Below are 26,277 nucleotides of genomic sequence, written 5' to 3' on the forward strand. Positions count from 1 at the left end.
ACGCAACGCCGAATCTCAACCATCAAAGCGGCATCTCCTTGCAGTTTCACGCGCCCTCTGAATCAGTCAGCCTGTCGCAGAAGCGCCGCCGGCGCTCTCTTGCGCGCGGTCGGCTGACCCTCGCCATGGGTCTGTTCGGGGTTGCCTTCATCCTTCTGACCTTCGGCTACATCGCCTGGGAGCAGCGCACCCGCCTCATCCAGCGCAATGAGGACGACCTTCGCAACGCAGCCTTCTTCCTGGCCGATCACACCGCAAGGCTTATGGAGGTCACGGATCTGACCTTGAAGCAGGCCACGGCGCTGGTGCAGGGGCAGAGCTGGGATCAGGTGGAAGCATCGCAGCCTCTCTGGCAGCAGATCCATGCTATCGATGAAGCTCTGCCTTATGTCGACGGTGTCTGGCTCAACGATCCGAGCGGGCGCCTCCGACTGACATCCGCTCAGTTTCCGCCTCCGGAGTCGAATGCCTCCGGACGCGACGCTTTCACCGCGCAGGTGAACAGGGATCAGGGCCTGTTCGTGGGCGAGCCGATCCTCGGGCGCGTCACGAAGGTTCCGACCTTCATGATCAGCCGCCGCCTGCAAGGGGGCGACGGAGCGTTCAGTGGCATCGCGTCGGTGACCGTGACCCTGTCCTACTTCTACGATTACTGGTCCAAGGTGCGATTGCCGCGTGGCAGCCGGGTGGTGCTCATGCGCGGCTCGGACGCGGAGGTCATCGCCCAATATCCGCCGCCGCCCGACGGGCTGTCGTTTGCCCCCATCGACAAATCCGCCTTCGACGCGGCGTTGCGCGCCACCTCCCAGGCCGGTCTCTATTCCTTCATCAGCATGGGCAGCGAGCGTGTGGGAGCCTACCGCCAGGTTGGCACGATGCCGCTCTACATCAATGTCAGCATGCCGCAGGATGCTTATTGGACACCCTGGTTCGTCCAGACGCGGCTCTATGGCGCCTTCGCCCTTGTGGCTCTCCTGGCCCTTCTGGCCCTCACGGCCCTGGCCTCGCAGCAGTTCCATGAGCAGGCCGCGAATGCGGCTCTCCTGGAGAATCAGGTTGCCTTGCGTACTCATGAGCTGCGAACCGAAAGCGCAGCCCTGGAGGTTCTCAACCGGACCGGCAGCGTTCTTGCAGCGGAACTCGATCTGGACCGCATCATCGAAAGCGTGGTCGATGCCGGTGTCGAACTGACCGAAGCGCAGGCAGGGGCGTTCTTCTGCGGCGGCGCTCAGGGCGGCAAGGAGCACTACGGCAAGTTCGCCTCCGTGGGCTTCAATGAAGCCTTCGCTGCCCTCGATATCCGGACCATCTGTGCGCCAGCCTTTACAGAAGGCAAGTCCGTCCGCCTGGATAACATCGCCGTCGAGCAAGGCTATGACGGCACGCCGTTCACGGCGGACGCCACACCCGGCCGGCCGGTGATCCGCAGCCTCATGGCGGTTCCGGTCCTGCTGCGCAATGGCGTGACTCATGGCGTTCTCGCCTTCGGCCATGAACGATCGGGAGTTTTCAACGCACGATCCGAGCGCCTGCTCGCGGGCCTGACGTCACAGGCTGCCATCGCGCTCGAGAACAGCCGCCTCTACCGCAATGCCCAGAACGAGATCGAGGAGCGCAAGCAGGCCCAGACCCAGCAATCCCTCCTGATCCGCGAGCTTCATCACCGGGTGAAGAACACGCTCGCCACCGTTCAGGCCGTGGTGGGCGCGACCGCGCGCTCGGCTTCGAACATCGACGATTTCTACCAGGCTTTCGTCGGGCGCATCATCTCGCTGGCCAACACCCACTCCCTGCTGACCGAGGCCGTCTGGCAGACCGCGTCCTTGCGCGAGATCATGGAGAAGGAACTGCGCCCCTACAACGATGTGAGGGGGCAGCGGATCTCCCTGAACGGGCCTGCAGTCGAGCTGCCTTCGGACGCTGCTGTGCCGATCGGCATGGCGATCCACGAGCTGACCACCAACGCGGCCAAGTACGGCGCCCTGTCGGTGCCGCGCGGCAAGGTGTCCGTCTCCTGGGAGGCGGAAGCGGCCGAGGAGGGCACGAGGCTCAAGCTGGTCTGGGAGGAGCGCGGGGGCCCCGAGGTCTCCGTTCCGACCAGGCAGGGCTTCGGGTCGCGCCTGCTGCACCGGGTGCTGGCAACACAGCTGAATGCCAAGGTGGACATGGATTTCCGGCCGGAAGGCCTCAAGGTGGCACTCGACACCGTTCTCAAGCAAGAACCCAACAAGGGCCCGGCGCTCTGAGGCGTTCGTTTCCTTGCAAACGCGGCTTGCGGCCGGGCGCGCCAATGTGATGGCGGTTTTGGTTGGCGGATGGGCCTGAAACTCTTATCTAGACGGCATCGGGAACGGAGTTCGGGATGAACTCCGCGGCCAAGGGGCTTTTCTTATGAACGAGACCGTCAATTTGAACGATCTGCGCCAGGGCGTCCGTCCGGTGGACCACCCGCCCGTGAGGGCCGGGCGGATCGGCGTGCTTCTGATGAATTTGGGCACCCCTGAGGGCACAAGCTACTGGCCCATGCGCCGCTACCTGAAGGAGTTCCTCTCCGACCGACGGGTGATCGAAACCCCGCGCCTTCTGTGGTGGCCGATCCTCAACCTGATCATCCTGACCAAGCGCCCCGGACCCAAGGGCCGCGATTACGCGTCGATCTGGAACAACGAGCGCGACGAGGGCCCGCTCAAGACCATCACCCGCAATCAGGCGGAGAAGGTCACGCAGCACCTCAAGAGCATCGCGGGCGACAGGATCACGGTCGACTGGGCCATGCGCTACGGCAAGCCCGAGGTGCGCGAGCGTATCCAGGCCCTGCTCGACCAGGGCTGCGACCGCATCCTCCTGGTGCCGCTCTACCCGCAATATGCCGCCGCCACCTCGGCGACCGCCTGCGATCAGGCGTTCCGCGCATTGATGGACATGCGCTGGCAGCCGAGCGTGCGCGTCTCGCCGCCTTACCACGATGACCCGGTCTATATCGATTCCGTGGTCTCCTCGATGAGGAAGGAGCTGGCGAAGCTCCCCTTCGAGCCCGAGGTGGTCCTCGTCTCCTTCCACGGCGTGCCGAAGGAATACCTGCTGAAGGGTGATCCCTATCACTGCCAATGCGTGAAGACTTGGCGCCTCATGCGCGAGGCCTTCGGCTGGTCGCCGGACAAGTTCCGCATGAGCTTCCAATCCCGGTTCGGCACGGCGGAATGGCTGCAGCCCTACACCGACAAGACCGTGGAGGCGCTGGCCAAAAGCGGGGTGAAGCGCATGGCCATCGTGGCCCCTGGCTTCTCGGCGGATTGCCTGGAGACCCTGGAGGAGCTCGACGGCGAGAACCGCGAGATCTTCATGCACAACGGCGGCGAGCAGTTCGCCTATCTGCCCTGCCTCAACGACAGCGACGACGGCATGCGGGTCATCAACCACATTGTCGAGCGCGAGCTTCAGGGGTGGCTCTGAATGTCCTTATGAGGCGAAATCTTGGCGCTCTCACGCCACGATGAACTGATCGACCAGGGCTTGGCGTTCGCCCTAGCTGTTTGTGCCGAGGCCGGCGACATTCTCCGCGAGATCCGCGGCAGGGGAAACGTCGCCGTCGACGGTAAAGACGGCTTTGAACTCGTTACCGATGCGGATCTCGCCGTTGACCGTCTTTTCAGGGAGCGCATCGCGCAGACCTTCAAGGATCATGCCGTCCTATCCGAGGAAGGTGGGGACAGCGGGAACTCCTCGAAGGCGTTGTGCTGGGTTGTCGATCCGCTCGACGGCACTGCGAATTTTGTCCATGGACACGATCATGTCGCCGTCTCGGCGGCGCTCAGGATCGACGGCGTGTCTGTGCTCGGCGTCGTTCACGCCCCTTTCCAGGGGCAAACCTTCTGGGCCGTTGCAGGGCGAGGTGCGTACCGCAACGGCCAAAGAATCACGGCTTCGTCCCTGGCCGATGTTCGGCGCGCCCTGATCGGAACAGGTTTTCCTCATCATCGTACCCGGATCGACGAGGTCGTGGATCGCCTGAAGCCGCTCCTGCGCGAATTCGGCGACATCCGCCGCCTCGCGGCTCCCGCACTCGATATCTGCTGGGTCGCCGACGGCCGCCTCACCGGCTTCATCGACAGGATCCGTGAATGGGACGTTGCGGCAGCCGGATTGATCGCAACGGAGGCCGGTGCGCGCATGACGATGCTTGAGCCGGCTGACGGCGAGGGAGATGATGGGACCGACTACCTGATCGCAGCGCCTGGGATCTTCGAGCGACTACGCGCCGTGCTGCGGTAGTTCCCTGATCGAATGACGGTGTCGTATCCGGACATCAGTCCGCCTCTTGTCCGCAAGATGCCTGCCTCCTCTCTAGGACTCGCAGCCTGTTTGGGATAGCGTGAGCCTTCTGCAACGACGTTGCCCGGGGGCTTTATGCTGGTGAGTGGTTTCGACATCTTCGTCATCGTTCTGGTGCTGCTCGTCGTGGTAACGATCGCCATGGGCATCAGGACGGTCCCGCAGGGCTATGCCTATACGGTGGAGCGGTTCGGGCGCTATTCGCGCACGCTCACCCCCGGCCTCGGCCTGATCGTGCCCTACATCGACCAGATCGGCAAAAAGGTGAATGTCATGGAGCAGGTGCTCGACATTCCGAGCCAGGAGGCTTTCACCCGGGACAACGCGGGCGTCACCATCGATGCCGCCGCCTTCTATCAGATCCTCGACCCCGCCCGCGCTTCCTACGAGGTCTCGGACATGAACCAGGCCCTGCTGGTTCTGACCATGACCAATATCCGCACGGTCGTCGGCTCGATGGATCTTGACCAACTTCTGTCCCATCGCGACGAGATCAACGAGCGCCTGCTGCGGGTAATGGATGCGGCCGCCTCGCCCTGGGGTGCCAAGGTCACCCGCGTCGAGATCAAAGACATCCTCCCGCCGCAGGACCTTGCCGGCGCCATGGCGCGCCAGATGAAGGCCGAGCGCGAGAAGCGCGCTGCCGTGCTCGAGGCGGAAGGCCTGCGCCAGGCGGAAATCCTGCGGGCTGAAGGCCAGAAGCAGTCGCAGATCCTGGCCGCGGAAGGCCGGCGGGAAGCGGCGTTCCGCGATGCGGAGGCCCGCGAGCGGCAGGCGGAGGCAGAGGCGAAGGCCACCGGGATGGTGAGCGAGGCCATCACGAAGGGCGATCTGGCTGCGGCGAATTTCATCGTGGCTGAGAAATACATCGATGCAATCCGCGCGCTTGCATCGGCCCCTAACCAGAAGGTCGTGATCGTGCCGATCGAGGCGGCAGGTCTCGCCGGAACGCTCGGCGGCATCGCGGAGCTCACCAAGTCGGTGTTCGGCGAGGGCGGAGCTGGCCTCAACAGGCCCGCGCGAAGCGTCCCCACGGTTTCCGGAGGAGCCGAGCGCTCATGATCCGGGATGCCTTCATCAGCCTCGGAGCCTGGGCTTGGATCATCCTCGGGGTGCTCCTGATCGGGGTCGAGCTGCTGGCGCCGGGAGCGTTCTTCCTCTGGCTCGGATTGGCTGCCATCGCAACGGGGTTGATCGATGCGGTGCTGGACCTCTCCTGGCAGGCCTCGGCGCTCCTCTTCGCGCTGCTCTGTGTGGCGGCGGTGATCTTGGGACGAGCCGTCACTCGCTCCAAAACACAGAATGAGCCTCAGGCCGAGACGCTCAACCGGCGCGGCCAATCCCTCGTAGGCCGGGTCTTCACCCTTGAGACCCCGATCAAAGATGGGGAAGGGCGCATCCGGATCGACGACAGCTCCTGGCGCGTGACGGGAGCCGATCGCTTCGCCGGCGCCAAGGTGCGCGTGGTGCGGATTGAGGGATCGACCCTGGTGGTCGATGATCCATAGGGATTTTCAGGCGAAGTGGATGCCGGTTCGCCGTCAAGAAAATGCGCTAGGCAAAAATCTTTACGCCGCGCCCGCGCGCAGCAGGTCGAGGTAGTGCACCAGGCCGACGGGCCGATTTTGCTCGACCACGATCAGCGCGGTGATCCGGGAGGCTTCTTCCATCTCGAGAGCGCTGGCCACGAGGGCGTCCGGCGCGATGGTGCGCGGCGTCTTCGTCATGATGGCCGTCACCGGAAGCGTCGCGAGGTCGGGCCTCAGGTTGCGGCGCAGGTCGCCGTCGGTGACGATTCCGGCGAGCGTGCCGTCGCCATGGACCACGATGACGGCACCAAAACCCTTGCGGCCGATTTCCTCAATGGCCTCGCCCATGCGGGCGTCAATGCCGACAACCGGCAGGCGCTCGTCCTTATGCATGATCTCGCGCACGAGCTTGAGCCGCGCCCCGAGCTTTCCGCCCGGATGGAAGACCCGGAAATTGTCGGCCGTGAACCCGCGCCGCTCCAGCAGGGCGACGGCCAAGGCATCGCCCAGCGCCAGCTGGACGGTGGTGGAAGTGGTTGGCGCCAGCCCGTTGGGGCAGGCCTCCTTGGCTTTGGGAAGGGTCAGGCAAATGTCGGCGGCGCGTCCCAGGGTCGAGGCGGCGTTCGAGGTCAGGGCGATCAGGGGCACCCGGAAACGCCGGGAATAGCCGATGATGTCGGCAAGCTCCGCCGTCTCTCCCGACCAGGACAGGGCGATGATCACGTCATCGGCTTGGATCATGCCGAGATCGCCGTGGCTCGCCTCCGCCGGGTGGACGTAATGGGCGGGGGTGCCGGTGGACGCGAAGGTGGCGGTCATCTTGCGGCCCACATGGCCGGACTTGCCCATGCCGGTGACGATGACCCGGCCCTTGGCCGCTGCGATCGTTTCAACCGCTGCGGTAAAGGGCTGCCCAAGACCGTTGCCGATGGCCTCCATCAGGATCGTCAGGCCATCGCGCTCGGTCTCGAGCGTGCGCAGGGCCGATTGGATGGCCGGATCGGGCGAGCGGGGTGCGGGTTTTGCAAGTGCCATGGCCGCCCTCTAGCACAAGCGGGCGGCTATACGGAACCCTTTGAGGGAACCCTGAAGCCGCCTACTTCTGCCGCAGCAGCGCTTCGAGTTCCCGGCGGAACTCCGCCGAGAGCTCCTCGCGCTCGAGGGCATAGGCCACGTTGGCCATGAGGAAGCCGATCTTCGAGCCCGTGTCGTAGGTCTTGCCCTGGTACTTCATGCCGAAGAAGGGCTGCTCCTTCATGAGGCGGATCATGGAATCCGTCAGCTGGATCTCGTTGCCGGCGCCGCGCTCCTGGGTGGAGAGCAGGTCGAACACCTGGGGCTGCAGGATATAGCGGCCGGAGATGATGTAGTTCGACGGCGCGGTGCCCTTCGCGGGCTTTTCCACCATGCCGGTGATCTCGAAGGTCTGGCCGAATTCCTGGCCCACCGAGACAATGCCGTACTGGTGGGTCTGGTCCTCGGGCACCTCTTCCACGGCGATGATGTTACCGCCGTGCTTCTCGTAAGCCGCGATCATCTGCTCCATGGAGCCGCGGCTGAGCATGTCGGGCAGGATCACCGCGAAGGGCTCGTCGCCCACCAGTTCCCTGGCGCACCAGACCGCATGGCCGAGGCCCAAGGGCTCCTGCTGGCGGGTGAAGCTCGTCTGGCCGGCCTTTGGCTGGTCCTTGGCCAGGAGCTCCAGCTCCTTGGTCTTGCCGCGGCCCTCAAGGGTGCGGTTGAGCTCGTAGGCGATGTCGAAATGATCCTCGATCACGGCCTTGTTGCGGCCGGTGACGAAGATGAAATGCTCGATCCCGGCGGCGCGGGCCTCGTCGACCACGTGCTGCACCACGGGACGGTCGACGACGCACAGCATCTCCTTGGGCACGGCCTTGGTGGCTGGCAGGAACCGGGTGCCGAGACCGGCGACAGGCAGGACTGCTTTGCGGATACGCTTCATTGAATGAGCCATGAGTGAGCAGAAAGGTGGAGGGATAATCTAAGACAGGGCCCGGAAAAGGAAACCGACAAAGGCCAAGCTTGAGCTACCCATAACGCGGTACGCTCCGGCTTGTTTCATCGGCCATGCTTCTTCATTGAAGCTTGGGACCTGAATTGAACCTGAAGCGTTTTGGTTAAGCTGCCGAGCGAGGCAGTTGTTTCGGAGATCGACATGGCGGTACTGGTGACGGGCGGCGCGGGCTATATCGGCAGCCACATGGTGCTCGAGCTTCTGGATGCGGGCGAGACCGTGGTGGTGCTCGACAACCTGTCGACGGGGTTCCGCTGGGCAGTGCCGCAGGAGGCTACCTTCGTCACCGGCGACGTGAGCGACCAGGCCCTCGTGTCCAGCCTCATCGATGAGCACGGCATCGACAGCATCCTGCATTTTGCCGCCAAGATCGTGGTGCCGGAATCCGTCACGGATCCCTTGGGCTACTACTTCGGCAACACCGTGAAGACCCGGGCTCTCATCGAAACGGCGGTCCAGAAGGGCATCAAAAACTTCGTCTTTTCCTCCACGGCCGCCGTCTACGGCAATGCCGAGGCGCCCCTTCTGACCGAGGACATGCCGCTGGTGCCGATCAACCCCTATGGCCGCAGCAAGCTTATGAGCGAATGGATGCTGCAGGATGCCCATGCGGCCCATGGGCTGCGCTATGCCATCCTGCGCTATTTCAACGTCGCCGGGGCCGACCCCAAGGGCCGCTCCGGCCAGTCGACCCCGCAGGCGACGCACCTCATCAAGGTGGCGGCTCAGGCCGCGCTCGGTCAGCGGCCTCATCTCGACGTGTTCGGGACGGATTACGCGACCCCGGACGGCACCTGCGTGCGCGATTACATTCAGGTCAACGACCTCGCCCGGGCCCATCTCGTCGCTCTCCAGCACCTGCGCAACGGCGGTGACTGCACGATCATGAATTGCGGCTATGGCCACGGCGCCTCGGTGCTGGAGGTCGTCGACGTGGTCAAGAAGGTTTCAGGCGTCGATTTCGAGGTTCGCCTGAGCCCACGCCGGCCCGGCGATCCGGCCCAGCTCGTCGCTAAGGTCGACCGGATTCGTGAGCTCGGCTGGACGCCGCAGCACGACGATCTGGAGGCCATTGTCGATCAGGCGCTGCGCTGGGAGCAGGCCCTGGCGGGTCGAAAAGCCGCATAGGTCCCTACCTATAAGGCTAGCTGTCAACCGGCTGTTAACTCTCGTAGTGTCGCAATGGCAGGACGATCCGTCCTGTTTCCGTGAGCGACCCCTATGCGCCAGCTTCTGGTGCGCCGCCTCTCCGGCGCCCTCCTTCTCGGTCTGAGCTTCACCACCGGTGTAGCGGTCATGGCATTGCCCGTTCAGGCGCAGGAAGCGTCCCAAGCCGGGTTCCAGCGCTTCGTGCAGGGACTCTGGCCCGAGGCCAAGGCGCGGGGCGTCTCGCCGGCCACGTTCAACGAGGCGTTCCGGGACGTCGAGCCCGACGCCAAGATCATCGCGCTCACCAAGAAGCAATCCGAGTTCGTCCGGCCGATATGGGACTACATCAACGGCTCCATCTCGGCCGAGCGCCTGAAGCGCGGCCGGGACATGAATGCCGAATGGTCGAAGACCTTGGCCGCCGTCGAGAAGACCTACGGCGTCCCGCGCTCCGTCGTGCTCGGCGTCTGGGGCATGGAAACCAACTACGGCAGCTTCACCGGCTCGATCTATGCCATCCGGGCTCTAGCGACCCTGGCCTATACCGGCTATCGGCCCGATTTCTTTCGGGAGGAGTTGCTCACCGCGCTCCAGATCCTCCAGCAGGGTCACGTCGACCGCTCCCGGATGCTCGGCTCCTGGGCCGGCGCCATGGGCCAGACCCAGTTCATGCCCTCGAGCTTCATGAAATACGCCGTCGACGGCAACCGGGACGGGGTGCGGGACATCTGGTCCTCGGTGCCGGACGCCATGGCGTCCACGGCCAATTACCTGCGCCAGCACGGCTGGGAGCCGGGGCTTCCCTGGGGCTTCGAGGTCCAGCTGCCGAAGGGATTCGACTTCCGCTACCTGAAGCTGAACTTCGCCCAGTGGCAGACCCTCGGCCTGCGCCGGGCCGACGGCAAGGCCATGCCGCGGGCCGGCGAAGCCTCTCTGTTCCTGCCGGGCGGCGCGGGCGGTCCGGCCTTCCTGGTCACCAAGAACTACGATGTGATCAAGTCTTATAATTCCTCTGATGCCTATGCCATGGGCGTGGCGCATCTCGGCGACCGCCTCATGGGCGGGCAGCCGATCCAGGCCGCCTGGCCCAAGGAGCCCATGCTAGCCAAGGAGCAGCGCCAGGAATTGCAGGAGCGCCTGGCCCGTCTCGGCTTCTATGAGGGCGACACGGACGGCAAGTTCGGCTCCAAGACCCGGGAGGCCGTGCGGAACTTCCAGCTCCGGCGTGGTTTGATCCCAGATGGCTATGCGGATTATGCTGTCTTACGCGAATTGCGCGCGACCCGCTGACGGTACCGCCCTACGGCTCGACTCCAGGCCGGTCCGGCTAGCGCATCGTGCGGAAAAGTGGTCCCGGTTTTCGCTGGCGCGGCCCGCTGGGTCCGGTCCACACGATGCGCTTTCTGAGGACTGAGCATCGGAATGACTCCAAAAGTGCAAATCCACTTTTGGGTCCGATGCTCTAAGATGGAACCGCCTATGAGAATAGTGCCGATCCTTCACCGCTTGACACTGGCCCTGCTCCTGGGAGCAGGCGGGCTCGATGCTGCCCAGGCACAGTCCGGCTATTACCAGCAGCCGGCCTACCGGGATCAGCGGGCTTATCCCCCCGGCTACTACCCTGGAAAGCTCGTGCAGCCGGCCCAGCCCCAGCCGCAACAGGGCTTCAGCTTCAGGCGCTTCTTCGGTGCTCAGGAGCCCCCTGCGCCGGCGCGCGCTCCCGTCTCCAGGCCTCGCAGGTCCACGCCTCCGCCGGCAGCTGTCGTCAAGCAGGAGAAGCCGAAGGTCGATCCGAGCACCCATGTGGTGGTGTTCGGCGACGCTCTGGCGAGCTATGCCCGCCGGGGGCTCGACGCGCATTTCGAGGACGACCAGGATATCGCTGTGGTGTCCAAGGTCAGGAGCGACACGAACCTCGTTCGCAGCGACCCGGCCGACTGGCCCAACTTCATCAAGGCCACCCTCGACGGGGGGCAGAAAACCTCTGTGGCCGTCGTCATGCTGGGCACGAACGACCGGCAATCGATCCGCGACGGCGACGAGAGCGTGGAGCCCCTGTCGGACCGCTGGAGGGAACTCTACCGTCAGCGGATCGACGCGATCACGGGCGTTCTGAAGGAACGCAAGGTTCCCTTCGTGTGGATCGGCCTGCCGCCCATGAAGAACAGCAAGATTTCCGACGATCTTGTTGCCATGAACGAGATCTACAAGGAAAGCGTGCAGCGCAACGGCGGCGTCTATGTGGACATCTGGCCGGGCTTCGTGGACGAGGAGAACCGCTACACCGATACCGGACCGGACGTGGATGGTGATCCCACCAAGCTTCGCACCAACGAAGGCGTGTTCTTCACCCGGGCCGGCGCGCGGAAGGTCGCCTTCTTCGCCGATACGGAGATCAAGCGGGTTCTCGGACTCGGAGGAGCGGCCACGGCGGCCGCTCCCACGCAGATCGCACCGGCCGATGGTTCTTCCGCGCCCTCAGTCGAAGCGGCCTTGCCGCCCCCGCCGGATGCCGCCACTCCGGCGGCCCTGCCGCAGAAGCCGCTTGTCGGCCCGGTTCTACCGCTGACCCGCCAGGAGGTGGCACCGGGCGGAGCGCTGGTGTCGGCACCGCCGAAACTGACCGGCGACAATTCCTATACGGTCCAACGTGCGTTACGGGTGGGTATCGCGCCGGACTCGCGCGCCGGTCGTGCCGACGATTTCCGCTGGCCGAACCCATAAGGCGCGTTCAGGAACAACAAAGCGGCGGCTCACCGACGTGAGCCGCCGCTTTTCATTTCTGGAGAGATCGTAGGCTTACACCGGCAAATTGCTTTCGCCCATCAGGAAGGTGTCGATGGAGCGGGCGGCCTGGCGGCCCTCGCGGATCGCCCACACCACCAGCGACTGGCCGCGGCGCATGTCGCCGGCCACGAATACCTTATCGTTCGAGGTCCTGTAGCTCCTGTCGTCGGCCACCACGTTGCCGCGGCGATCCATGGCGACGCCCGATTGCTCAAGCAGGCCTTCCTTCACCGAACCGGCGAAGCCGATGGCGATGAAGACGAGGTCGGCCTTCAGAATGAACTCGCTGCCGGGAATAGGCTGGCGCTTCTCGTCCACGCGGGCGCATTGCACGCCGGTCACGCGGCCCTTCTTGCCCTCGATCCCGAGCGTTGCTGCCTGGAACTCGCGCTCGGCGCCTTCCGCTTGGCTGGACGAGGTGCGCATCTTCGTCGGCCAGTAAGGCCACACGGTGAGCTTGTTCTCTTGCTCCGGCGGCTTGGGACGGATGTCGAGCTGGGTCACCGAGAGGGCGCCCTGGCGGAACGCGGTGCCGACGCAGTCGGAGGCCGTGTCGCCGCCGCCGATCACCACCACGTGCTTGCCGCCTGCAAGGATCGGCTCCTCGGTGACTTCCTCATGGCCCACGCGCTGGTTGGCCTGGGTGAGGTAAGGCATGGCGTAATAGACACCGGCGAGGTCCTGGCCCGGCAGGTTCGGATTCCGCGGATCCTCGGCACCACCGGCGAAGAGCACCGCGTCGAACTCGTTGTGGAGCGAGGCGAAGCTGCGGTCGACGCCGATATTTACGCCGCAATGGAAGATCACGCCCTCGGCTTCCATCTGCTTCACCCGGCGGTCGATGTGGTACTTCTCCATCTTGAAGTCCGGAATGCCGTAGCGCAGCAGGCCGCCGGGCTTGGCCTGACGCTCGAACACATGCACCTCGTGACCGGCGCGGGCGAGCTGCTGGGCCGCCGCCATGCCGGCAGGGCCTGAGCCGATCACGGCCACGCGCTTGCCGGTCTGAATCTCGGCAGGCTCCGGCTTCACGAAGCCCATTTCCCAGGCCTTGTCGGCAATGGCCTGCTCGATGGTCTTGATGGTGACCGGCTGGTTCTCGAGGTTGAGCGTGCAGGCCTCCTCGCACGGCGCCGGGCAGATGCGGCCCGTGAACTCGGGGAAGTTGTTGGTGGTGTGGAGGTTGCGTGCAGCCTCCTCCCAATCGTCCTGCCAGACCAGGTCGTTCCAGTCAGGGATCTGGTTGTGCACCGGACATCCCGTCGGCCCGTGGCAGAAGGGGATGCCGCAATCCATGCAGCGTCCCGCCTGCTTGCGCAGATCGTTGGTGTCGAGCGGCAGCGTGAACTCGCGGAAGTGGCGCACGCGCTCACCGGCGAGCTGATACTTCTGCTCCTGCCGGTCGTATTCGAGAAAGCCTGTGACCTTGCCCATGGGTTTGCCCCTTACAATCCTTATTCCGCCGCCTGCAGGTTCCGGAGACGATCCATCTCCTGGAGCGCACGGCGATACTCGACCGGCATGACCTTCACGAACTTGGTGCGGTAGGTCGTCCAGTTGTCGAGGATCTCCTTGGCGCGCGTCGAGCCCGTATAGGTGTGATGGTTGGTGATGAGCTGCATCAGGCGCTCTTCATCGGGGCCGGACATGTTGGCCATAATGTCGATGCGGCCCTTGGTCTCCAGATCGCCGCCGTGATGGTGGAGGCGGCGCATCAGGTCCTCCTCCTCCTCGACGGGCTCGAGATCGACCATGGACAGGTTGCAGCGCTTGGTGAACGTGCCGTCCTCGTCGAGCACATAGGCGATGCCGCCGGACATGCCCGCCGCGAAGTTGCGGCCGGTCTGGCCGAGCACGACCACGAGGCCGCCGGTCATGTACTCGCAGCCATGATCGCCCGTACCCTCGACCACCGCGATGGCGCCGGAGTTGCGCACGGCGAAGCGCTCGCCCGCAACACCGCGGAAATACGCCTCGCCGGCAATCGCCCCGTACATCACCGTGTTGCCGACCACGATGGAATTCTCAGGCAGAGCCTTCGAGGCAGAGGATGGGCTGATGATGATCTTGCCGCCCGACAGACCCTTGCCGACATAGTCGTTGGCTTCGCCCTCTAAGTTCAGTGTCACGCCCGCCGCAAGCCATGCGCCGAAGCTCTGGCCGGCGGTGCCCTTCAGCTTCACGGTGATCGTGTCGTCAGGCATACCCTCATGGCCGTAGCGCTTGGCCACCTCGCCGGAGAGCATGGCGCCGACCGTGCGGTCGGAGCTTTTTACCGTCGCCTCGATGGTGACGGCCTCACCGTTCTCCAGGGCTGGACCGGCCTGCGCGATGAACGCGCGGTCGAGCACGTCCGCAATCGGGTGCACCTGGCGCTCCAGATGGCGGATCGCCACGTTCGCGGGCACATCCGGCTTGTGGAAGAGCTTGGTGAAGTCGAGGCCCTTCGCCTTCCAGTGATCGATGGCCTCGTTCTTGTCGAGGAGATCGGACTGGCCGATCATCTCATCAATCGTGCGGAAGCCCATCTCGGCCATCAGCTCGCGCACTTCCTCGGCGACGAAGAAGAAGTAATTGATGACATGCTCCGGCAGGCCCTTGAAGCGCTTGCGCAGCACCGGGTCCTGCGTGGCCACACCCACCGGGCAGGTGTTGAGATGGCACTTGCGCATCATGATGCAGCCGGCCGCAATGAGAGGCGCGGTCGAGAAGCCGTACTCGTCGGCACCGAGCAAAGCTGCGATCACCACGTCGCGGCCCGTGCGCAGGCCGCCATCGGCCTGGAGCGCCACGCGACCGCGCAGGCGGTTGAGCACCAGGGTCTGCTGGGTCTCGGCGAGGCCAATCTCCCAAGGCGAGCCCGCATGCTTGAGCGAGGTGAGGGGAGACGCGCCGGTGCCGCCCTCGAACCCGGAGATCGTGATGTGATCGGCCCGTGCCTTGGCAACACCCGCCGCGACCGTGCCGACGCCCACTTCCGCCACAAGCTTCACCGACACGTCGGCGGAAGGATTCACGTTCTTCAGGTCGAAGATCAGCTGCGCCAGATCCTCAATGGAATAGATGTCGTGATGCGGCGGCGGCGAGATGAGACCGACGCCGGGGGTCGAGTGGCGCACGCGGGCGATCCTCGAATCCACCTTGTGACCGGGCAGCTGTCCGCCTTCGCCGGGCTTTGCACCCTGCGCCACCTTGATCTGCATCATGTCGGCATTGACGAGATATTCCGTCGTCACGCCGAAGCGGCCTGAGGCCACCTGCTTGATGGCCGAGCGCTTGGACATGCCGTTCGCCAGCGGACGGAAGCGCTCCGGCTCCTCGCCGCCCTCGCCGGTGTTTGACTTGCCGCCGATGGCGTTCATGGCGAGCGCCAGCGTCTCATGGGCCTCCTTCGAGATCGACCCGAAGGACATGGCGCCTGTGGAGAAGCGCTTGACGATCTCCTGCGCGGGTTCGACTTCGCTCAGCGGAACGGCAGCACGGCCCGTCTCCTCAGCATTCTTGATGCGGAAGAGGCCCCGGATCGTCTTGAGCTCGTTGTCCTGCTCGTTCACGAGGCGGGCATATTCGCGGTAGCGGTCCTGCGCATTGAGGCGCACGGCGTGCTGGAGCGTCGCAACCGTGTCCGGGTTCCAGGCATGCACCTCGCCACGGGTGCGATAGGCGTATTCGCCGCCCACATCGAGGGCGTTGCGATAGATCGGGGCATCGCCGAAGGCGTCGCGGTGGCGGCGCACGTTTTCTTCCGCCACCTCGTCCATGCCGATGCCTTCGATGGTGGTGGCCGTGCCGAAGAAGTCGCGGGCCACAAAGTCGGACTTGAGGCCGACCGCGTCGAAGATCTGCGCGCCGCAATAGGACTGGTAGGTGGAGATGCCCATCTTGGACATCACCTTGAGCAGACCCTTGCCGATGGACTTGATGTAGCGCTTGACCGCTTCGTCCGCGTCCACTTCTTCCGGCAACTCGCCGGCCTCACGCATTGCCGCGATGGTGTCGAAGGCGAGATACGGGTTGATCGCCTCCGCGCCGTAGCCGGCCAAGCAGGCGAAGTGATGGATCTCGCGCGGCTCGCCCGATTCGACCACGAGGCCGACCGAGGTGCGCAGACCCTTGCGGATGAGGTAGTTGTGCACGGCCGCGGTGGCGAGCAGCGCCGGGATCGGAATGCGGTCCGGGCCCACCATGCGGTCGGACAGGATGATGATGTTGTAGCCGCCGTGAACGGCCGCTTCCGCGCGGTCGCAGAGGCGGTCGACGGCGCCGTCGAGAGCGGATGCGCCGAGCTCCGCATCATAGGTAATGTCGAGGGTCTTGGTATCGAAGCGGTCCTCGAAATGGCCGATGCAGCGGATCTTCTCCAGGTCCGCGTTGGTGAGGATCGGCTGGCGCACTTCCAGGCGCTTGCGGCGCGAGGTGCCCTCGAGGTCAAGGATGTTCGGACGCGGGCCGATGAACGACACGAGGCTCATGACGAGCTCTTCGCGGATCGGGTCGATCGGCGGGTTCGTCACCTGGGCGAAGTTCTGCTTGAAATAGGTGTAGAGCAGCTTCGACTTATCCGAGAGCGCGGAGATCGGCGTGTCCGATCCCATGGAGCCCACCGCCTCCTGGCCGGTGACGGCCATGGGCTGCATGAGCAGCTTCAGGTCTTCCGACGTGTAGCCGAAGGCCTGCTGACGGTCGAGCAGCGACACGTCCGTGCGCGACTCGCGCGCCTGCACGGGCTTCAAGTCCTCCAGCACGATCTGCGTACGCTTCAGCCACTCCTTGTAAGGGTGCGCGTTGGAAAGCTGCTGCTTGATCTCGTCGTCGGAAACGATACGTCCTTCCTCAAGATCGATGAGGAGCATCTTGCCCGGCTGCAGGCGCCACTTCTCGACGATCTTCTCCTCGGGAATCGGCAGCACGCCCATTTCGGAAGCGAGCACCACGAGGCCGTCGTCGGTCACGAGATAGCGGGCCGGGCGCAGGCCGTTGCGGTCCAGCGTCGCGCCGATCTGCTTGCCGTCCGTGAAGCACACGGCGGCGGGGCCGTCCCATGGCTCCATGAGGGCGGCGTGGTACTCGTAGAAGGCGCGCCGGTCGTCGTTCATGAGCGGGTTGCCGGCCCAGGCTTCCGGGATCAGCATCATCATGGCGTGCGACAGGGAATAGCCGCCGCGCACCAGGAATTCGAGCGCGTTGTCGAAGCAGGCGGTGTCGGACTGGCCTTCGTAGGAGATCGGCCACAGCTTCGAGATGTCGTTGCCGAAGAGTTCCGAGTCGACGGAGGCTTGGCGGGCCGCCATCCAGTTCACGTTGCCGCGCAGGGTGTTGATCTCGCCGTTATGGGCGACCATGCGGTACGGGTGTGCGAGCTGCCAGGTCGGGAAGGTGTTGGTGGCAAAGCGCTGGTGCACGAGGGCAATGGCGCTCTCGAAGCGCGGGTCCTGAAGGTCGATGTAGTAGTCGCGCAGCTGCGTGACGAGCACCATGCCCTTGTAGACGATGGTGCGCGAGGACAGGCTGACGGGGTAGTAACCCTTCGTGCGCTCGTCCTTCATGTCGTAGACGGCGTTCGAAATGACCTTGCGGGCGATGAACAGGCGGCGCTCGAAGGTCTCGGCATCGTCCATCCCCTTACCCTTGCCGACGAAGATCTGGCGGTGCAGGGGCTCGGTGGCCTTCACGCTCTCGCCGAGATCACTGGAATCCACCGGCACGTCACGCCAGCCGAGCACCTGAAGGCCCTCATCGGTGATCGCTTTGGTGACGATCTCCTCGACGAGCTTGAAGCCCTCCGGGTCGCGCGGCATGAACAGGTGACCGGCGCCGTACTGGCCAGCTTCGGGCAGCCAGATGCCGACCTTGGCGCATTCGGCGGCGAAGAACTTGTGCGGGATCTGCACCAAGATGCCACAGCCGTCGCCCATCTTGGGATCGGCGCCGACCGCGCCGCGATGGTCGAGGTTATGCAGGATGGCCAGCCCCTGCTCCACGATCTCGTGCGACTTGCGGTTCTTCATGTCGGCGATGAAACCGACGCCGCAGGAATCCTGCTCGTTGGAAGGATCGTAGAGGCCTTGGGCTGCGGGCAGCCCCGGATCGCGCACGACTTTGACCATATCGGCTGCATTGGCCGTGCGGCTTGGCACTTGGGCTTCCAGGCTCTTGGTCGGCACGTCGCTCATGGCAGATCCTTACATCCGAACGCGTCATCCGAGCATCGGGCCCAAAAGTGGATTTGCACTTTTGGGACTAACCCGATGCTCTGTTTCTACCCTGCGCATTGTGCGGAAAACCGGATCCACTTTTCCGCACAATGCGCTGTTTTTTGGGGCGGCTTTGAGGCCCGCCGGATGATCGGATCGTCCGGAGTGCCCGCCGCTTCTTCGGTCTTGTCGAGGGGTGGGTCCGGCAGGGGAGCCCGCTCCTCGCGGGCATCCTTTGGGCTTGAGTTCAGCCCAGAGTCGCCCGTTCCGCCCACGCTTTGCGGGCGGCTTTCGTGGTATCTCGTTTCGTTCGCGTGGTGCGAAGCATCAACAAAACCCCAGGGCGTCAACGAAAGGGTGCAGGCACCCCAAAAGGGACAGCATCGCTGTCCTAATGAGTGCAAACTGCCAGAGTTTGTTGTAGGGCACAAGTGGGTTTAGAAAAATTTTAGACAAAAGTTACAAGCCGGAGACTTAGGGTGTAACAAAAGCAGCTTTTCGACTCGTTCGGACGCAAGTCTCAACCGATGGGTCAATGTTCTTGACATGTCGGCAACCTTCGCCAGGGTGCGCTCCCAAGGAGACAAGAAATGAACTTTGCGAGCGACAACATCGTGGGTGCCAGCGCGCCGGTTCTCCAGGCCATCGTGCAGGCCAATGCCGGGGCCATGGCGGCCTATGGGAACGACGAGATCTCGAAGCGGGTGAGGGCACGCTTCAGCGAGATCTTCGAGCGCGAGGTGTCCGTATTCTTCGCCGCTACCGGCACTGCCGCCAACGCCCTGGCTCTCTCGTCGGCCGTGCCGCCCTATGGCCTCTGCGTCTGTCACCGGGAGGCTCACATCATCGACGACGAGTGCGGGGCGCCGGAATTCTTCATGCATGGCGCCAAGCTCGCCGGTCTGCCGGGCGTCGGTGCCAAGCTGAAGGCGGAAGATGTTAGCGCGTACCTGAACAGCTTGCCCAAGGCCGTGAAGCAGATGCCCCCGAAGGCTCTCTCGATCTCGCAGGTGAGCGAGGGCGGCCTCGTCTACAGCCTCGACGAACTGGCGGCTCTGGGCCAGGTCTGCCGCGAGCACGGCCTGTCCTTCCACATGGACGGCGCACGCTTCGCCAATGCCCTCGTGGCCCTCGGCTGCACACCGGCCGAGATGAACTGGAAGCAGGGCGTCGACATCTTGTCCTTCGGGGCTACCAAGAACGGCGGCCTCATGGCCGAAGCCATCGTGGTGTTCAAGCCCGAGCTGGCGGAGGCGCTCGACTACCGGTCCAAGCGCGCCGGTCAGATCATCTCCAAGGGCCGGCTGATTGCAGCCCAGTTCGAAGGCTACTTCGCGGAGGATCACTGGCTCGCCAATGCCCGCCATGCCAACAGCATGGCCAAGCTCCTCTCGGAGGGATTGATGCGGCTCCCCGGTGTGCGTCTCGCCTGGCCGACCGAGGCCAACGAGGTGTTCCCGATCATCCCGCAGCCCTTGAACCAGAGGCTTAAGGCAGCGGGCATCATCTACAACCCGTGGACCGACCTGAGCCTGCCTGAAGCCGAGCGGGTTGGGGAGAACGAGGTCCTGATCCGTCTCGTCGCCTCCTGGGCCACAAGAGAAGAGGATGTGCGCAAGCTCCTGGAAATTGCCTCTTCCGAGGCAGAGCGCCAAGCCGCGGAGTGATTGCCCTAACCCTGCCGCATTCACAGGCGAATGGTCATCTCAAGAGACCCTTGACCCACGGGGCAGCCCTCCAGCCCCAGCGGGATTTTACCAAGGACCAGGACTAGCAATAAAAAAGCGCCCCGGCATGTACCGGGGCGCTCTTCGTTTAAGCTCTCTTCAGAACCTTAGGCAGCCTTGGCCTCGATAGTCTGAGCGGCATTCGTGGAAATCGGGATGAGCTTCGGCTTCTTGGCCTCGGGCGTCTCGCGCACGAGATCGAGGTGGAGCAGGCCGTTCTCGAGGGCCGCGCCCACCACCTGCACGCCATCGGCCAGCTGGAAGCGCCGGTCGAAGCTGCGGGCGGCGATGCCCTGGTGGAGAACGTCAACTTTGCGCTCTTCCGAAACCTTGCGCTCACCGCGCACGGAAAGGGTGTTTTCCTTCACCTCGACCGTCAGGTCGCGATCGGTGAAGCCGGCAACGGCAATCGAGATGCGATAGGCATTCTCGCCGGTGCGCTCGATGTTGTAGGGCGGGTAGCTCGGGGCCGCATCGACGCCGACCATCTGGTCGAGCATCGAGAACAGACGGTCGAAGCCGACCGTGTTGCGGTACAGGGGAGCAAGATCGAACTGTCGCATGGCATATCCTCCGCTTGAAGCGACATGCAGTCAGGGAAGATCCACCTTCATAGGCTGGATCCGGGTTGCTGTGCCGCCATCATGGCCGGCACGTCCTCGATGTGGGAGCGGATAAGATTGCTTTCAAGAGGGTCGTTTTCTAGGCCCAGGATGCCCTATAAAGAGGTCACGTCTTCGAGTTGGAACCCCGAGTTGGACCCCGTTGTGGAATTCATCACCACCCCTGACAATCCCGTACCCGGCGAGCCGAAGCTGGTCAGCGTGACCACCCGCGACGGCATCGCGCTTCGGGCCGCCACCTGGATTCCGGAGACTGAGAAGCCGCAGGGCACGGTCTGTATCCTGCAGGGTAGGGCGGAGTTCATCGAAAAGTATTTCGAGGTGGTGGGCGAGCTCCTCGACCGCGGCTTTGCCGTCGTAGCCTTCGACTGGCGCGGGCAGGGGCTTTCAGGCCGGCAGGTGAGCAACCCGCGCAAGGGCCATGTCCGGCGCTTTTCCGATTACCGTCACGACCTTGAGGCGATCCGCGACCAGATTCTCGTGCCGCACATGCCGGAGCCGCATTTCGGCCTCGCCCATTCCATGGGCGGAGCCATCGCCCTGAATGCGGCCTATGAAACCTGGATCCCCTTCCGCCGCCTCGTGACCACCACGCCGATGATTGCGCTGTGCATCATCAAGCGCACCCGCATCTCGGCCTTCTTCGCGAGGATCCTGCGGTTCTTCGGCATGGGCAAGATGTTCGTGCCCGGCGGGGGCGAGACCTCCATCTCCACCATGCCGTTCAAGGGCAATCGCCTGACAGGCGATCCCGTCCGCTATGGCCGCAACGCCGAGGCCGCACACGCCATCGGGGTCGGGGCCATCGGGGCGCCGACCGTCGCCTGGATCGACGGCGCCTTCCGGTTCATGAAGCGCTTCGCCGATCCGCGCTATGCCATCAAGATCCGCTTGCCCACGCTGATCGTGGCGGCCGGCGCGGATCCCGTCTGCGCGACGCCCGCGACGGAGCGCTTCGCCTCGCGGCTCAAGGCAGGCCGTGTGATCGTTATCCCAGGTGCCCGCCATGAAATTCTCATGGAGCGGGACGTCATCCGCGAGCAGTTCTGGGCCGCCTTCGACGCCTTCATTCCGGGCACGCCCGACCCGGTTGCGCCCGGAAAACGCGATCTGGTGGAGTTGGGGCTAGCGGCTGAGCAACTCGACGGCGGCGGCGTGGACCCGGCGGTCGCCCGCAGCGACGATGCGCCCGCCCTCAGCGGCGGAGCCGCCGTCCCAGGCGGTGACGATGCCGCCGGCGCCCTCGATGATCGGGATCAGGGCCGCGATGTCGTAAGGCTTTAGCCCCGACTCGACCACGAGGTCGATGTGGCCGGCCGCCAGCATGCAATAGGCGTAGCAATCGCAGCCGTAGCGGGCCAGCCGAGCCACGCTCTCCACCCGGTCATAGGCCCGCAGCTCGTCGCCGGCGAAGATGCGTGGGCTCGTGGTGGAGATCACCGCGTCTTTTAGCGAGGCGCAGCGGCGGACTTTGAGCTTGCGCTCGCCACCAGGGCCGCGATAGGTCGCGCTACCGGTGTCGCCGAAGAAGCGCTCGCCGGTGAAGGGCTGGTGCATCATGCCGAAGACCGGCTGCTTCTTGTGGGTCAGGCCGATCAGCGTGCCCCAGGTGGGAAGGCCCGCGATGAAGGCCCTGGTGCCGTCGATGGGGTCAAGCACCCAGACGTAATCCGCATCCGGCCGCTCGGCTCCGAATTCCTCGCCGATGATGCCGTGCGTGGGAAAGCTGCGCTTGATGAGGTGGCGTATGGTCGCCTCGCCGGCCCGATCGGCTTCCGTGACCGGATCGAACGCACCGCCGCGGGACTTGTCCTCCGTGGCGATGGCGGTGCGGAAGAAGGGGAGGATTGCCTGGCCTGACTGGGTTGCGAGCTCGTTGACGAAATGCGTGAAGTCGATGAGCCCCATGGCGTCCCAATCCCCGAAAGAATAATGCGGGCGGCCTTGGCCCGCTTGCGGTGAGCTTTTATCAAGCGCCTGTCGCGCGGCAAGAGAGCGGCGGCAAATAAGGATCGAGATCGCATGGATTTTGCGCCCAAGCCTCGCCCGACCCGCTCGGAAACGGCCTTTCTCCTGATTGGAGCGCTGGTCTCGATCTATGCGGTCAGCCAGTTCCTGCGCAACTCCATCGGGGTCATCGCCAATGACCTTGCCCGGGAGCTCGATCTCACGGCCACCCAGACTGGGCTTCTCTCCAGCGCCTTCTTCTTCTCCTTCGCGGCCGTCCAGATTCCGGTCGGGATTCTGATGGATCGTTATGGCCCGAAGCGCACCATGCTGGCCACAGCCGTGCTGACGGTTCTCGGCACCGTGCTTTTTGCGCTCGCCCCCTCGGCTTCCCTCCTCATCGCCGCCCGGGCTTTGATGGGGCTCGGCTGCTCCACCTTTTTCATGGCCCCGCTGGTGATCTATGCGCGGCGCTTTCCGCCCGAGCGCTTTGCCGGGCTCACCAGCCTCCAGATGGGCTTGGCCAATACCGGCACCCTGGCGGCCACGGCGCCTTTGGCCGCCTCGGCGGCGGCCTTCGGCTGGCGGGCCTCATTCCTGGCCGTTGCCGTCCTGACGGTAGCCATTGCCCTGATGATCGTCTTTCTGGTGCCAAGGGATTCAGGGGCGGACAGGCCGAAGGAGGCCTGGGCCGCCGCATTCCGGGGCGTCGGCGCGGCCCTGAGGGTGCCGTCCTTCTGGCCGGTCTTCTTCATGCACCTGGCCACCTATGGGTGCTTCGTCTCCGTCATCGGCCTCTGGGGCGGGCCCTGGCTGTCGGATGTGCACGGGGCGGACCTCGTCACGCGGGGGAATGTCCTGCTCCTCGGGGCGACGGCGCAGATCTGCGGTATGCTGCTCTGGGGAGCGATGGACCGGTTCTGGGGCAGCTACAAGAAGCCCGTCCTCATCGGCGGCACGGCGACGGTGCTGCTCCTCGCCATTCTCGTGCTTGTGCCCCTGCCTCAGCCCTGGGCTACGCTCTGGTTCGTCCCATTCGGCCTGTTCGTCGCCTACACGCCGATCCTGACCAGCCATGGAAAATCGTTGTTCCCGCCAGAGCTCACCGGTCGGGGCATCACCCTGATGAATATCGGCACCATGGGCGGGGCGTTTCTGTCCCAGAGCGTCACGGGCATGCTGATCGATCTGGTGGGTCGCTCGGACCAGGGCCTCTACCGTCCTGAGGGCTACCGCCTCGTTTTTGGATCATTGGCGGCGGTACTCCTGCTCAGCCTCGCCTTTTATGCCAGAGCCATCGATCCTCATCCGAGCAGATATGCAACAAAGTCATAACTGAAAGCGAAATTTCTGTTGCAATTTGTGCGCTGCGGCGTAATTATTGCAGTGCGATATGGCGATGGCGTCGCTGCATCGCATGCCCTTCTTGGGCGTTTCCTCCCTAAACTTCGGGCCGCTGGCAACAGTGGCCTTTTTCTTTTTCTGGCCCCTCTCACTCCGCCGCGATGGGCCGGGTCGTCAGCTCACCCGCGATATCCCCGATCACCTGGGCAAAGGCCTGGGTCAGGTCATCCGCCAGCACCGGGAATGCGGTTTTCTTCGCCATGCTGCGCTCATCCATATAGAGCGCGCGGTTGATCTCGATCTGCAGGGCATGGCGCCCGAGAGCCGGCTCGCCGTAGTGCTCGGTGATGAAGCCGCCCGCATAGGGCTTGTTGCGCACGACCGTATAGCCCCGCCCCCTGAGGGCCGCCTCCACGAGATCGATCAGGAGCGTGGCGCAGCTCGTCCCGTAGCGATCGCCCAGCACGATGTCGGCCTTGACCCCGTCCTCCCGGCTGACGCTGGAGGAGGGCATGGAATGGCAGTCGATGAGGACGGCATGGCCGAAAAGCTGGGACGTGCGGCGCACCAGATGCCGCAGGGTGCGGTGATAGGGCTTGTAGAGCCATTCGACCCGGTGGAGAGCCTCATCCACCGGCAGGTGCGAGCGGTAGATTTCCTGGCCGTCGGCTACGATGCGCGGGATGGTCCCCAGGCCCCCCGCCACCCGCATGGAGCGGGTGTTGGCAAACGAGGGCAGCCGCCCGTCGAACATACGAGAATCGAGTTCGTAGGGCTCCCGGTTCAGGTCGAGAAAAGCCCGCGGGAAATGCGCCGTCATCAGGGGGGCGCCGAGCGCCATCACGGAGGCGAACAGCTCGTCCACGAAAGCATCCTCGGACCGCCTCAGCGCGACGGCGTCCAGCCGGGATGATGCCAGGAAGGAGGCCGGGTAGATCGCTCCTGCATGCGGCACGTTGAAGACGAACGGGATCGTCTGCATGGCAGGTTCGGTGACGGTGAAGGGAGGGTCGAACTCATCGACAATGGCTGGCCGCATCAGGAAATGAACTTGACTATGGTGGAAGAAAAGCCGGTCATCGGGCTAGTGTAAGGCAGCGCCGTCGCCTGTCCATGACAATATCGTATGGGAACCGCGTCCTTCTTTCACGGCTTGTTTACTCCCGATCCGGCATGAAGGTCTGAAACCATTCGCCATGATTCGGGGCTGGCAACCGATGAAGATCCTTCTCGCCGAAGACGACAACGACATGCGCCGCTTCCTCGTGAAGGCGCTGGAGAACGCAGGCTACGACGTGGCCTCGTTCGACAACGGCCTTTCCGCCTACAATAGGCTGCGCGAGGAACCATTCGAACTGCTGCTGACGGACATCGTCATGCCCGAGATGGACGGGATCGAGCTGGCCCGCAAGGCCACCGAGCTCGATCCGGACATCAAGGTGATGTTCATCACGGGCTTCGCCGCCGTCGCGCTCAACCCGGATTCCCAGGCTCCTCGCGACGCGAAGGTCCTGTCGAAGCCGTTCCATCTGCGCGACCTGGTGACCGAAGTCGATAAAATGATGGCGGCCTAAAAAAGGCCCTTTCCAAGGCTTGCGCCCGCGCCCGCTTGTGGGTATATCGCCCCCACAGCCGAGACGGGACGTCAAACATCACCGTTTCCCGGGCGCGTAGCTCAGCGGGAGAGCACTACGTTGACATCGTAGGGGTCGCTGGTTCGATCCCAGCCGCGCCCACCATTTTTCTTTTTTCCGGCCTTCCCGAGGGGCCGCAGGAGACCGGATATGAAGATCCGTAACTCGTTGAAGTCGATCCGCGGCCGTCACCGCGACAACCAGCTGGTTCGTCGCAAGGGCCGGGTCTACATCATCAACAAGACCCAGAAGCGCTACAAGGCCCGCCAGGGCTAAGTTCGCTGCGGCAATGCCGCACACGATAATCTGAATTGACCGCGCATGCCGGGACCCTAATATTCCCGCATGCGCTTTTTCGCGTCTGCCCTGATCCTATCCCTGAGCCTCGTGTCCCACCCCGTCGGTGCGCAGGAGCCTGCGCGTTCAAGGGATGCCCCGAAGGACGGCCCGCAGGATCAGGCTCAGCCTGCGAAGCCCAGCCCTCCGAGGGCGTCCAGCCTCGACGAATTGTTCGAGCGTCTCGGTAAGGCCCAGAGCGAGCGCGAGGCCAAAGGAATTGCCTCCCTGATCGAGCGGCGCCTGTCCCGCTCCGGGTCCGATACCGCCGATCTCCTGCTGAGCCGGGCTGCCGAAGCCTTCGGGAAGAAGGATTTCCCCCTTTCCATCGAGTTGATCGACCGGGTTCTGGCGCTCCAGCCCAATTGGGCGGAAGCCTGGTACAAGCGCGCCACGGTGTTCTACCAGCTCGACGACCCGGTGGGCGCCATGGCGGACCTTCATCGGGCGCTCAAGATCGAGCCCCGGCACTTCAATGCCTGGACGGGACTGGGCCATATCCTGATGGCCTCGGACGACAAGGTGCGGGCGCTGCAGGCTTACCGGAAGGTGCTGGAGATTAATCCGCAGATGGATGACGTCAAAACCATCATCGAACGGCTCAGGCCGCAGGTTGACGGGCAGGATCTCTGATCCCAGG

20 protein-coding genes, 1 tRNA gene and 1 pseudogene are annotated in these 26,277 nt (G+C 64.3%); 15 read left to right on the forward strand and 7 right to left on the reverse strand.

The genetic code is table 11. The features are described from left to right. The first annotated feature begins 38 nt into the window (after positions 1-38). The 5 genes from JQC81_RS33105 to JQC81_RS13050 all read left to right on the forward strand — a co-directional run bounded on the left by JQC81_RS33105 (position 39) and on the right by JQC81_RS13050 (position 5,840). Positions 39-2,246, forward strand: coding sequence for a sensor histidine kinase (locus tag JQC81_RS33105; protein WP_246520394.1), 2,208 nt, complete (start codon positions 39-41; stop codon positions 2,244-2,246). 145 nt (positions 2,247-2,391) lie between these two features. After that, the gene (gene hemH, locus JQC81_RS13035; RefSeq protein WP_203272237.1) at positions 2,392-3,453 is read left to right on the forward strand and encodes a ferrochelatase; all 1,062 of its coding nucleotides are present in this window, start codon (positions 2,392-2,394) and stop codon (positions 3,451-3,453) included. Between the two features lie 21 nt (positions 3,454-3,474). Then, positions 3,475-4,272 carry an inositol monophosphatase family protein gene (locus JQC81_RS13040; protein ID WP_203272238.1) on the forward strand — a complete coding sequence of 266 codons (798 nt, stop codon included), beginning with the start codon at positions 3,475-3,477 and terminating at the stop codon, positions 4,270-4,272. A gap of 135 nt (positions 4,273-4,407) precedes the next feature. Further along, positions 4,408-5,394 carry an SPFH domain-containing protein gene (locus tag JQC81_RS13045; protein WP_203272239.1) on the forward strand — a complete coding sequence of 329 codons (987 nt, stop codon included), beginning with the start codon at positions 4,408-4,410 and terminating at the stop codon, positions 5,392-5,394. Beyond that, positions 5,391-5,840, forward strand: a complete 450-nt coding sequence (locus tag JQC81_RS13050; RefSeq protein ID WP_203272240.1) for an NfeD family protein — start codon at positions 5,391-5,393, stop codon at positions 5,838-5,840. The genes JQC81_RS13045 and JQC81_RS13050 overlap by 4 nt, the downstream gene beginning before the upstream one ends. A 60-nt stretch (positions 5,841-5,900) precedes the next feature. On the opposite strand, the gene JQC81_RS13055 is transcribed toward JQC81_RS13050, so the two are convergent. Further along, on the reverse strand, positions 5,901-6,896 hold the full coding sequence (locus tag JQC81_RS13055) for a KpsF/GutQ family sugar-phosphate isomerase (RefSeq protein WP_203272241.1): 996 nt from the start codon (positions 6,894-6,896) through the stop codon (positions 5,901-5,903). Positions 6,897-6,957: 61 nt separating this feature from the next. Next, a complete protein-coding gene (locus tag JQC81_RS13060) occupies positions 6,958-7,824 on the reverse strand; it encodes a UTP--glucose-1-phosphate uridylyltransferase (RefSeq protein WP_203272242.1) in 867 nt (288 codons plus the stop codon). 213 nt (positions 7,825-8,037) lie between these two features. Between JQC81_RS13060 and galE the strand changes: the two genes are divergently transcribed. The 3 genes from galE to JQC81_RS13075 all read left to right on the forward strand — a co-directional run bounded on the left by galE (position 8,038) and on the right by JQC81_RS13075 (position 11,769). Continuing rightward, positions 8,038-9,024 (forward strand): UDP-glucose 4-epimerase GalE, encoded by a 987-nt coding sequence (gene galE, locus JQC81_RS13065; RefSeq protein ID WP_203272243.1) that lies wholly within the window; start codon positions 8,038-8,040, stop codon positions 9,022-9,024. Between the two features lie 93 nt (positions 9,025-9,117). After that, positions 9,118-10,335 carry a lytic murein transglycosylase gene (locus JQC81_RS13070; RefSeq protein WP_203272244.1) on the forward strand — a complete coding sequence of 406 codons (1,218 nt, stop codon included), beginning with the start codon at positions 9,118-9,120 and terminating at the stop codon, positions 10,333-10,335. A gap of 189 nt (positions 10,336-10,524) precedes the next feature. Next, the gene (locus tag JQC81_RS13075) at positions 10,525-11,769 is read left to right on the forward strand and encodes an SGNH/GDSL hydrolase family protein (RefSeq protein ID WP_203272245.1); all 1,245 of its coding nucleotides are present in this window, start codon (positions 10,525-10,527) and stop codon (positions 11,767-11,769) included. 75 nt (positions 11,770-11,844) lie between these two features. Here JQC81_RS13075 and JQC81_RS13080 read toward each other — a convergent pair whose 3' ends face one another. Beyond that, positions 11,845-13,266: a glutamate synthase subunit beta gene (locus JQC81_RS13080; protein WP_203272246.1), complete on the reverse strand. Its 1,422-nt coding sequence runs from the start codon at positions 13,264-13,266 to the stop codon at positions 11,845-11,847. Between the two features lie 20 nt (positions 13,267-13,286). Further along, a complete protein-coding gene (gene gltB, locus JQC81_RS13085) occupies positions 13,287-18,005 on the reverse strand; it encodes a glutamate synthase large subunit (protein ID WP_203272247.1) in 4,719 nt (1,572 codons plus the stop codon). A gap of 611 nt (positions 18,006-18,616) precedes the next feature. Between gltB and JQC81_RS13090 the strand changes: the two genes are divergently transcribed. Then, positions 18,617-19,693: a threonine aldolase family protein gene (locus tag JQC81_RS13090; RefSeq protein ID WP_203272248.1), complete on the forward strand. Its 1,077-nt coding sequence runs from the start codon at positions 18,617-18,619 to the stop codon at positions 19,691-19,693. Between the two features lie 167 nt (positions 19,694-19,860). On the opposite strand, the gene JQC81_RS13095 is transcribed toward JQC81_RS13090, so the two are convergent. Continuing rightward, on the reverse strand, positions 19,861-20,316 hold the full coding sequence (locus JQC81_RS13095) for an Hsp20 family protein (protein ID WP_203272249.1): 456 nt from the start codon (positions 20,314-20,316) through the stop codon (positions 19,861-19,863). Between the two features lie 192 nt (positions 20,317-20,508). On the opposite strand from JQC81_RS13095, the pseudogene JQC81_RS13100 reads away from it, so the two are divergent. Further along, a pseudogene (locus tag JQC81_RS13100) lies at positions 20,509-21,453 on the forward strand (alpha/beta fold hydrolase); the annotation flags it as partial. 48 nt (positions 21,454-21,501) lie between these two features. On the opposite strand, the gene hisN reads toward JQC81_RS13100, so the two are convergent. Beyond that, the gene (gene hisN, locus JQC81_RS33110) at positions 21,502-22,284 is read right to left on the reverse strand and encodes a histidinol-phosphatase (protein WP_312887510.1); all 783 of its coding nucleotides are present in this window, start codon (positions 22,282-22,284) and stop codon (positions 21,502-21,504) included. 114 nt (positions 22,285-22,398) lie between these two features. On the opposite strand from hisN, the gene JQC81_RS13105 reads away from it, so the two are divergent. Next, positions 22,399-23,658, forward strand: coding sequence for an MFS transporter (locus JQC81_RS13105; protein ID WP_203272251.1), 1,260 nt, complete (start codon positions 22,399-22,401; stop codon positions 23,656-23,658). 157 nt (positions 23,659-23,815) lie between these two features. Here the strand turns inward: JQC81_RS13105 and JQC81_RS13110 are convergent, their stop codons facing one another. Further along, the gene (locus JQC81_RS13110; RefSeq protein WP_203272252.1) at positions 23,816-24,706 is read right to left on the reverse strand and encodes an N-formylglutamate amidohydrolase; all 891 of its coding nucleotides are present in this window, start codon (positions 24,704-24,706) and stop codon (positions 23,816-23,818) included. 178 nt (positions 24,707-24,884) lie between these two features. On the opposite strand from JQC81_RS13110, the gene cpdR reads away from it, so the two are divergent. The 4 genes from cpdR to JQC81_RS13130 all read left to right on the forward strand — a co-directional run bounded on the left by cpdR (position 24,885) and on the right by JQC81_RS13130 (position 26,270). Continuing rightward, positions 24,885-25,241: a cell cycle two-component system response regulator CpdR gene (gene cpdR / locus JQC81_RS13115; protein ID WP_036355105.1), complete on the forward strand. Its 357-nt coding sequence runs from the start codon at positions 24,885-24,887 to the stop codon at positions 25,239-25,241. Between the two features lie 90 nt (positions 25,242-25,331). After that, a tRNA-Val gene (locus JQC81_RS13120) sits at positions 25,332-25,406 on the forward strand. Between the two features lie 45 nt (positions 25,407-25,451). Next, complete coding sequence (gene ykgO, locus JQC81_RS13125; protein ID WP_009763379.1) at positions 25,452-25,577, forward strand: type B 50S ribosomal protein L36; 126 nt, start codon at positions 25,452-25,454, stop codon at positions 25,575-25,577. A gap of 69 nt (positions 25,578-25,646) precedes the next feature. Further along, a complete protein-coding gene (locus JQC81_RS13130; protein WP_203272253.1) occupies positions 25,647-26,270 on the forward strand; it encodes a tetratricopeptide repeat protein in 624 nt (207 codons plus the stop codon). Positions 26,271-26,277: the final 7 nt, after the last annotated feature.

The sequence above is a fragment of the Microvirga arabica genome (assembly GCF_016811235.1).
Classification (GTDB): Bacteria; Pseudomonadota; Alphaproteobacteria; order Rhizobiales; family Beijerinckiaceae; genus Microvirga; species Microvirga arabica.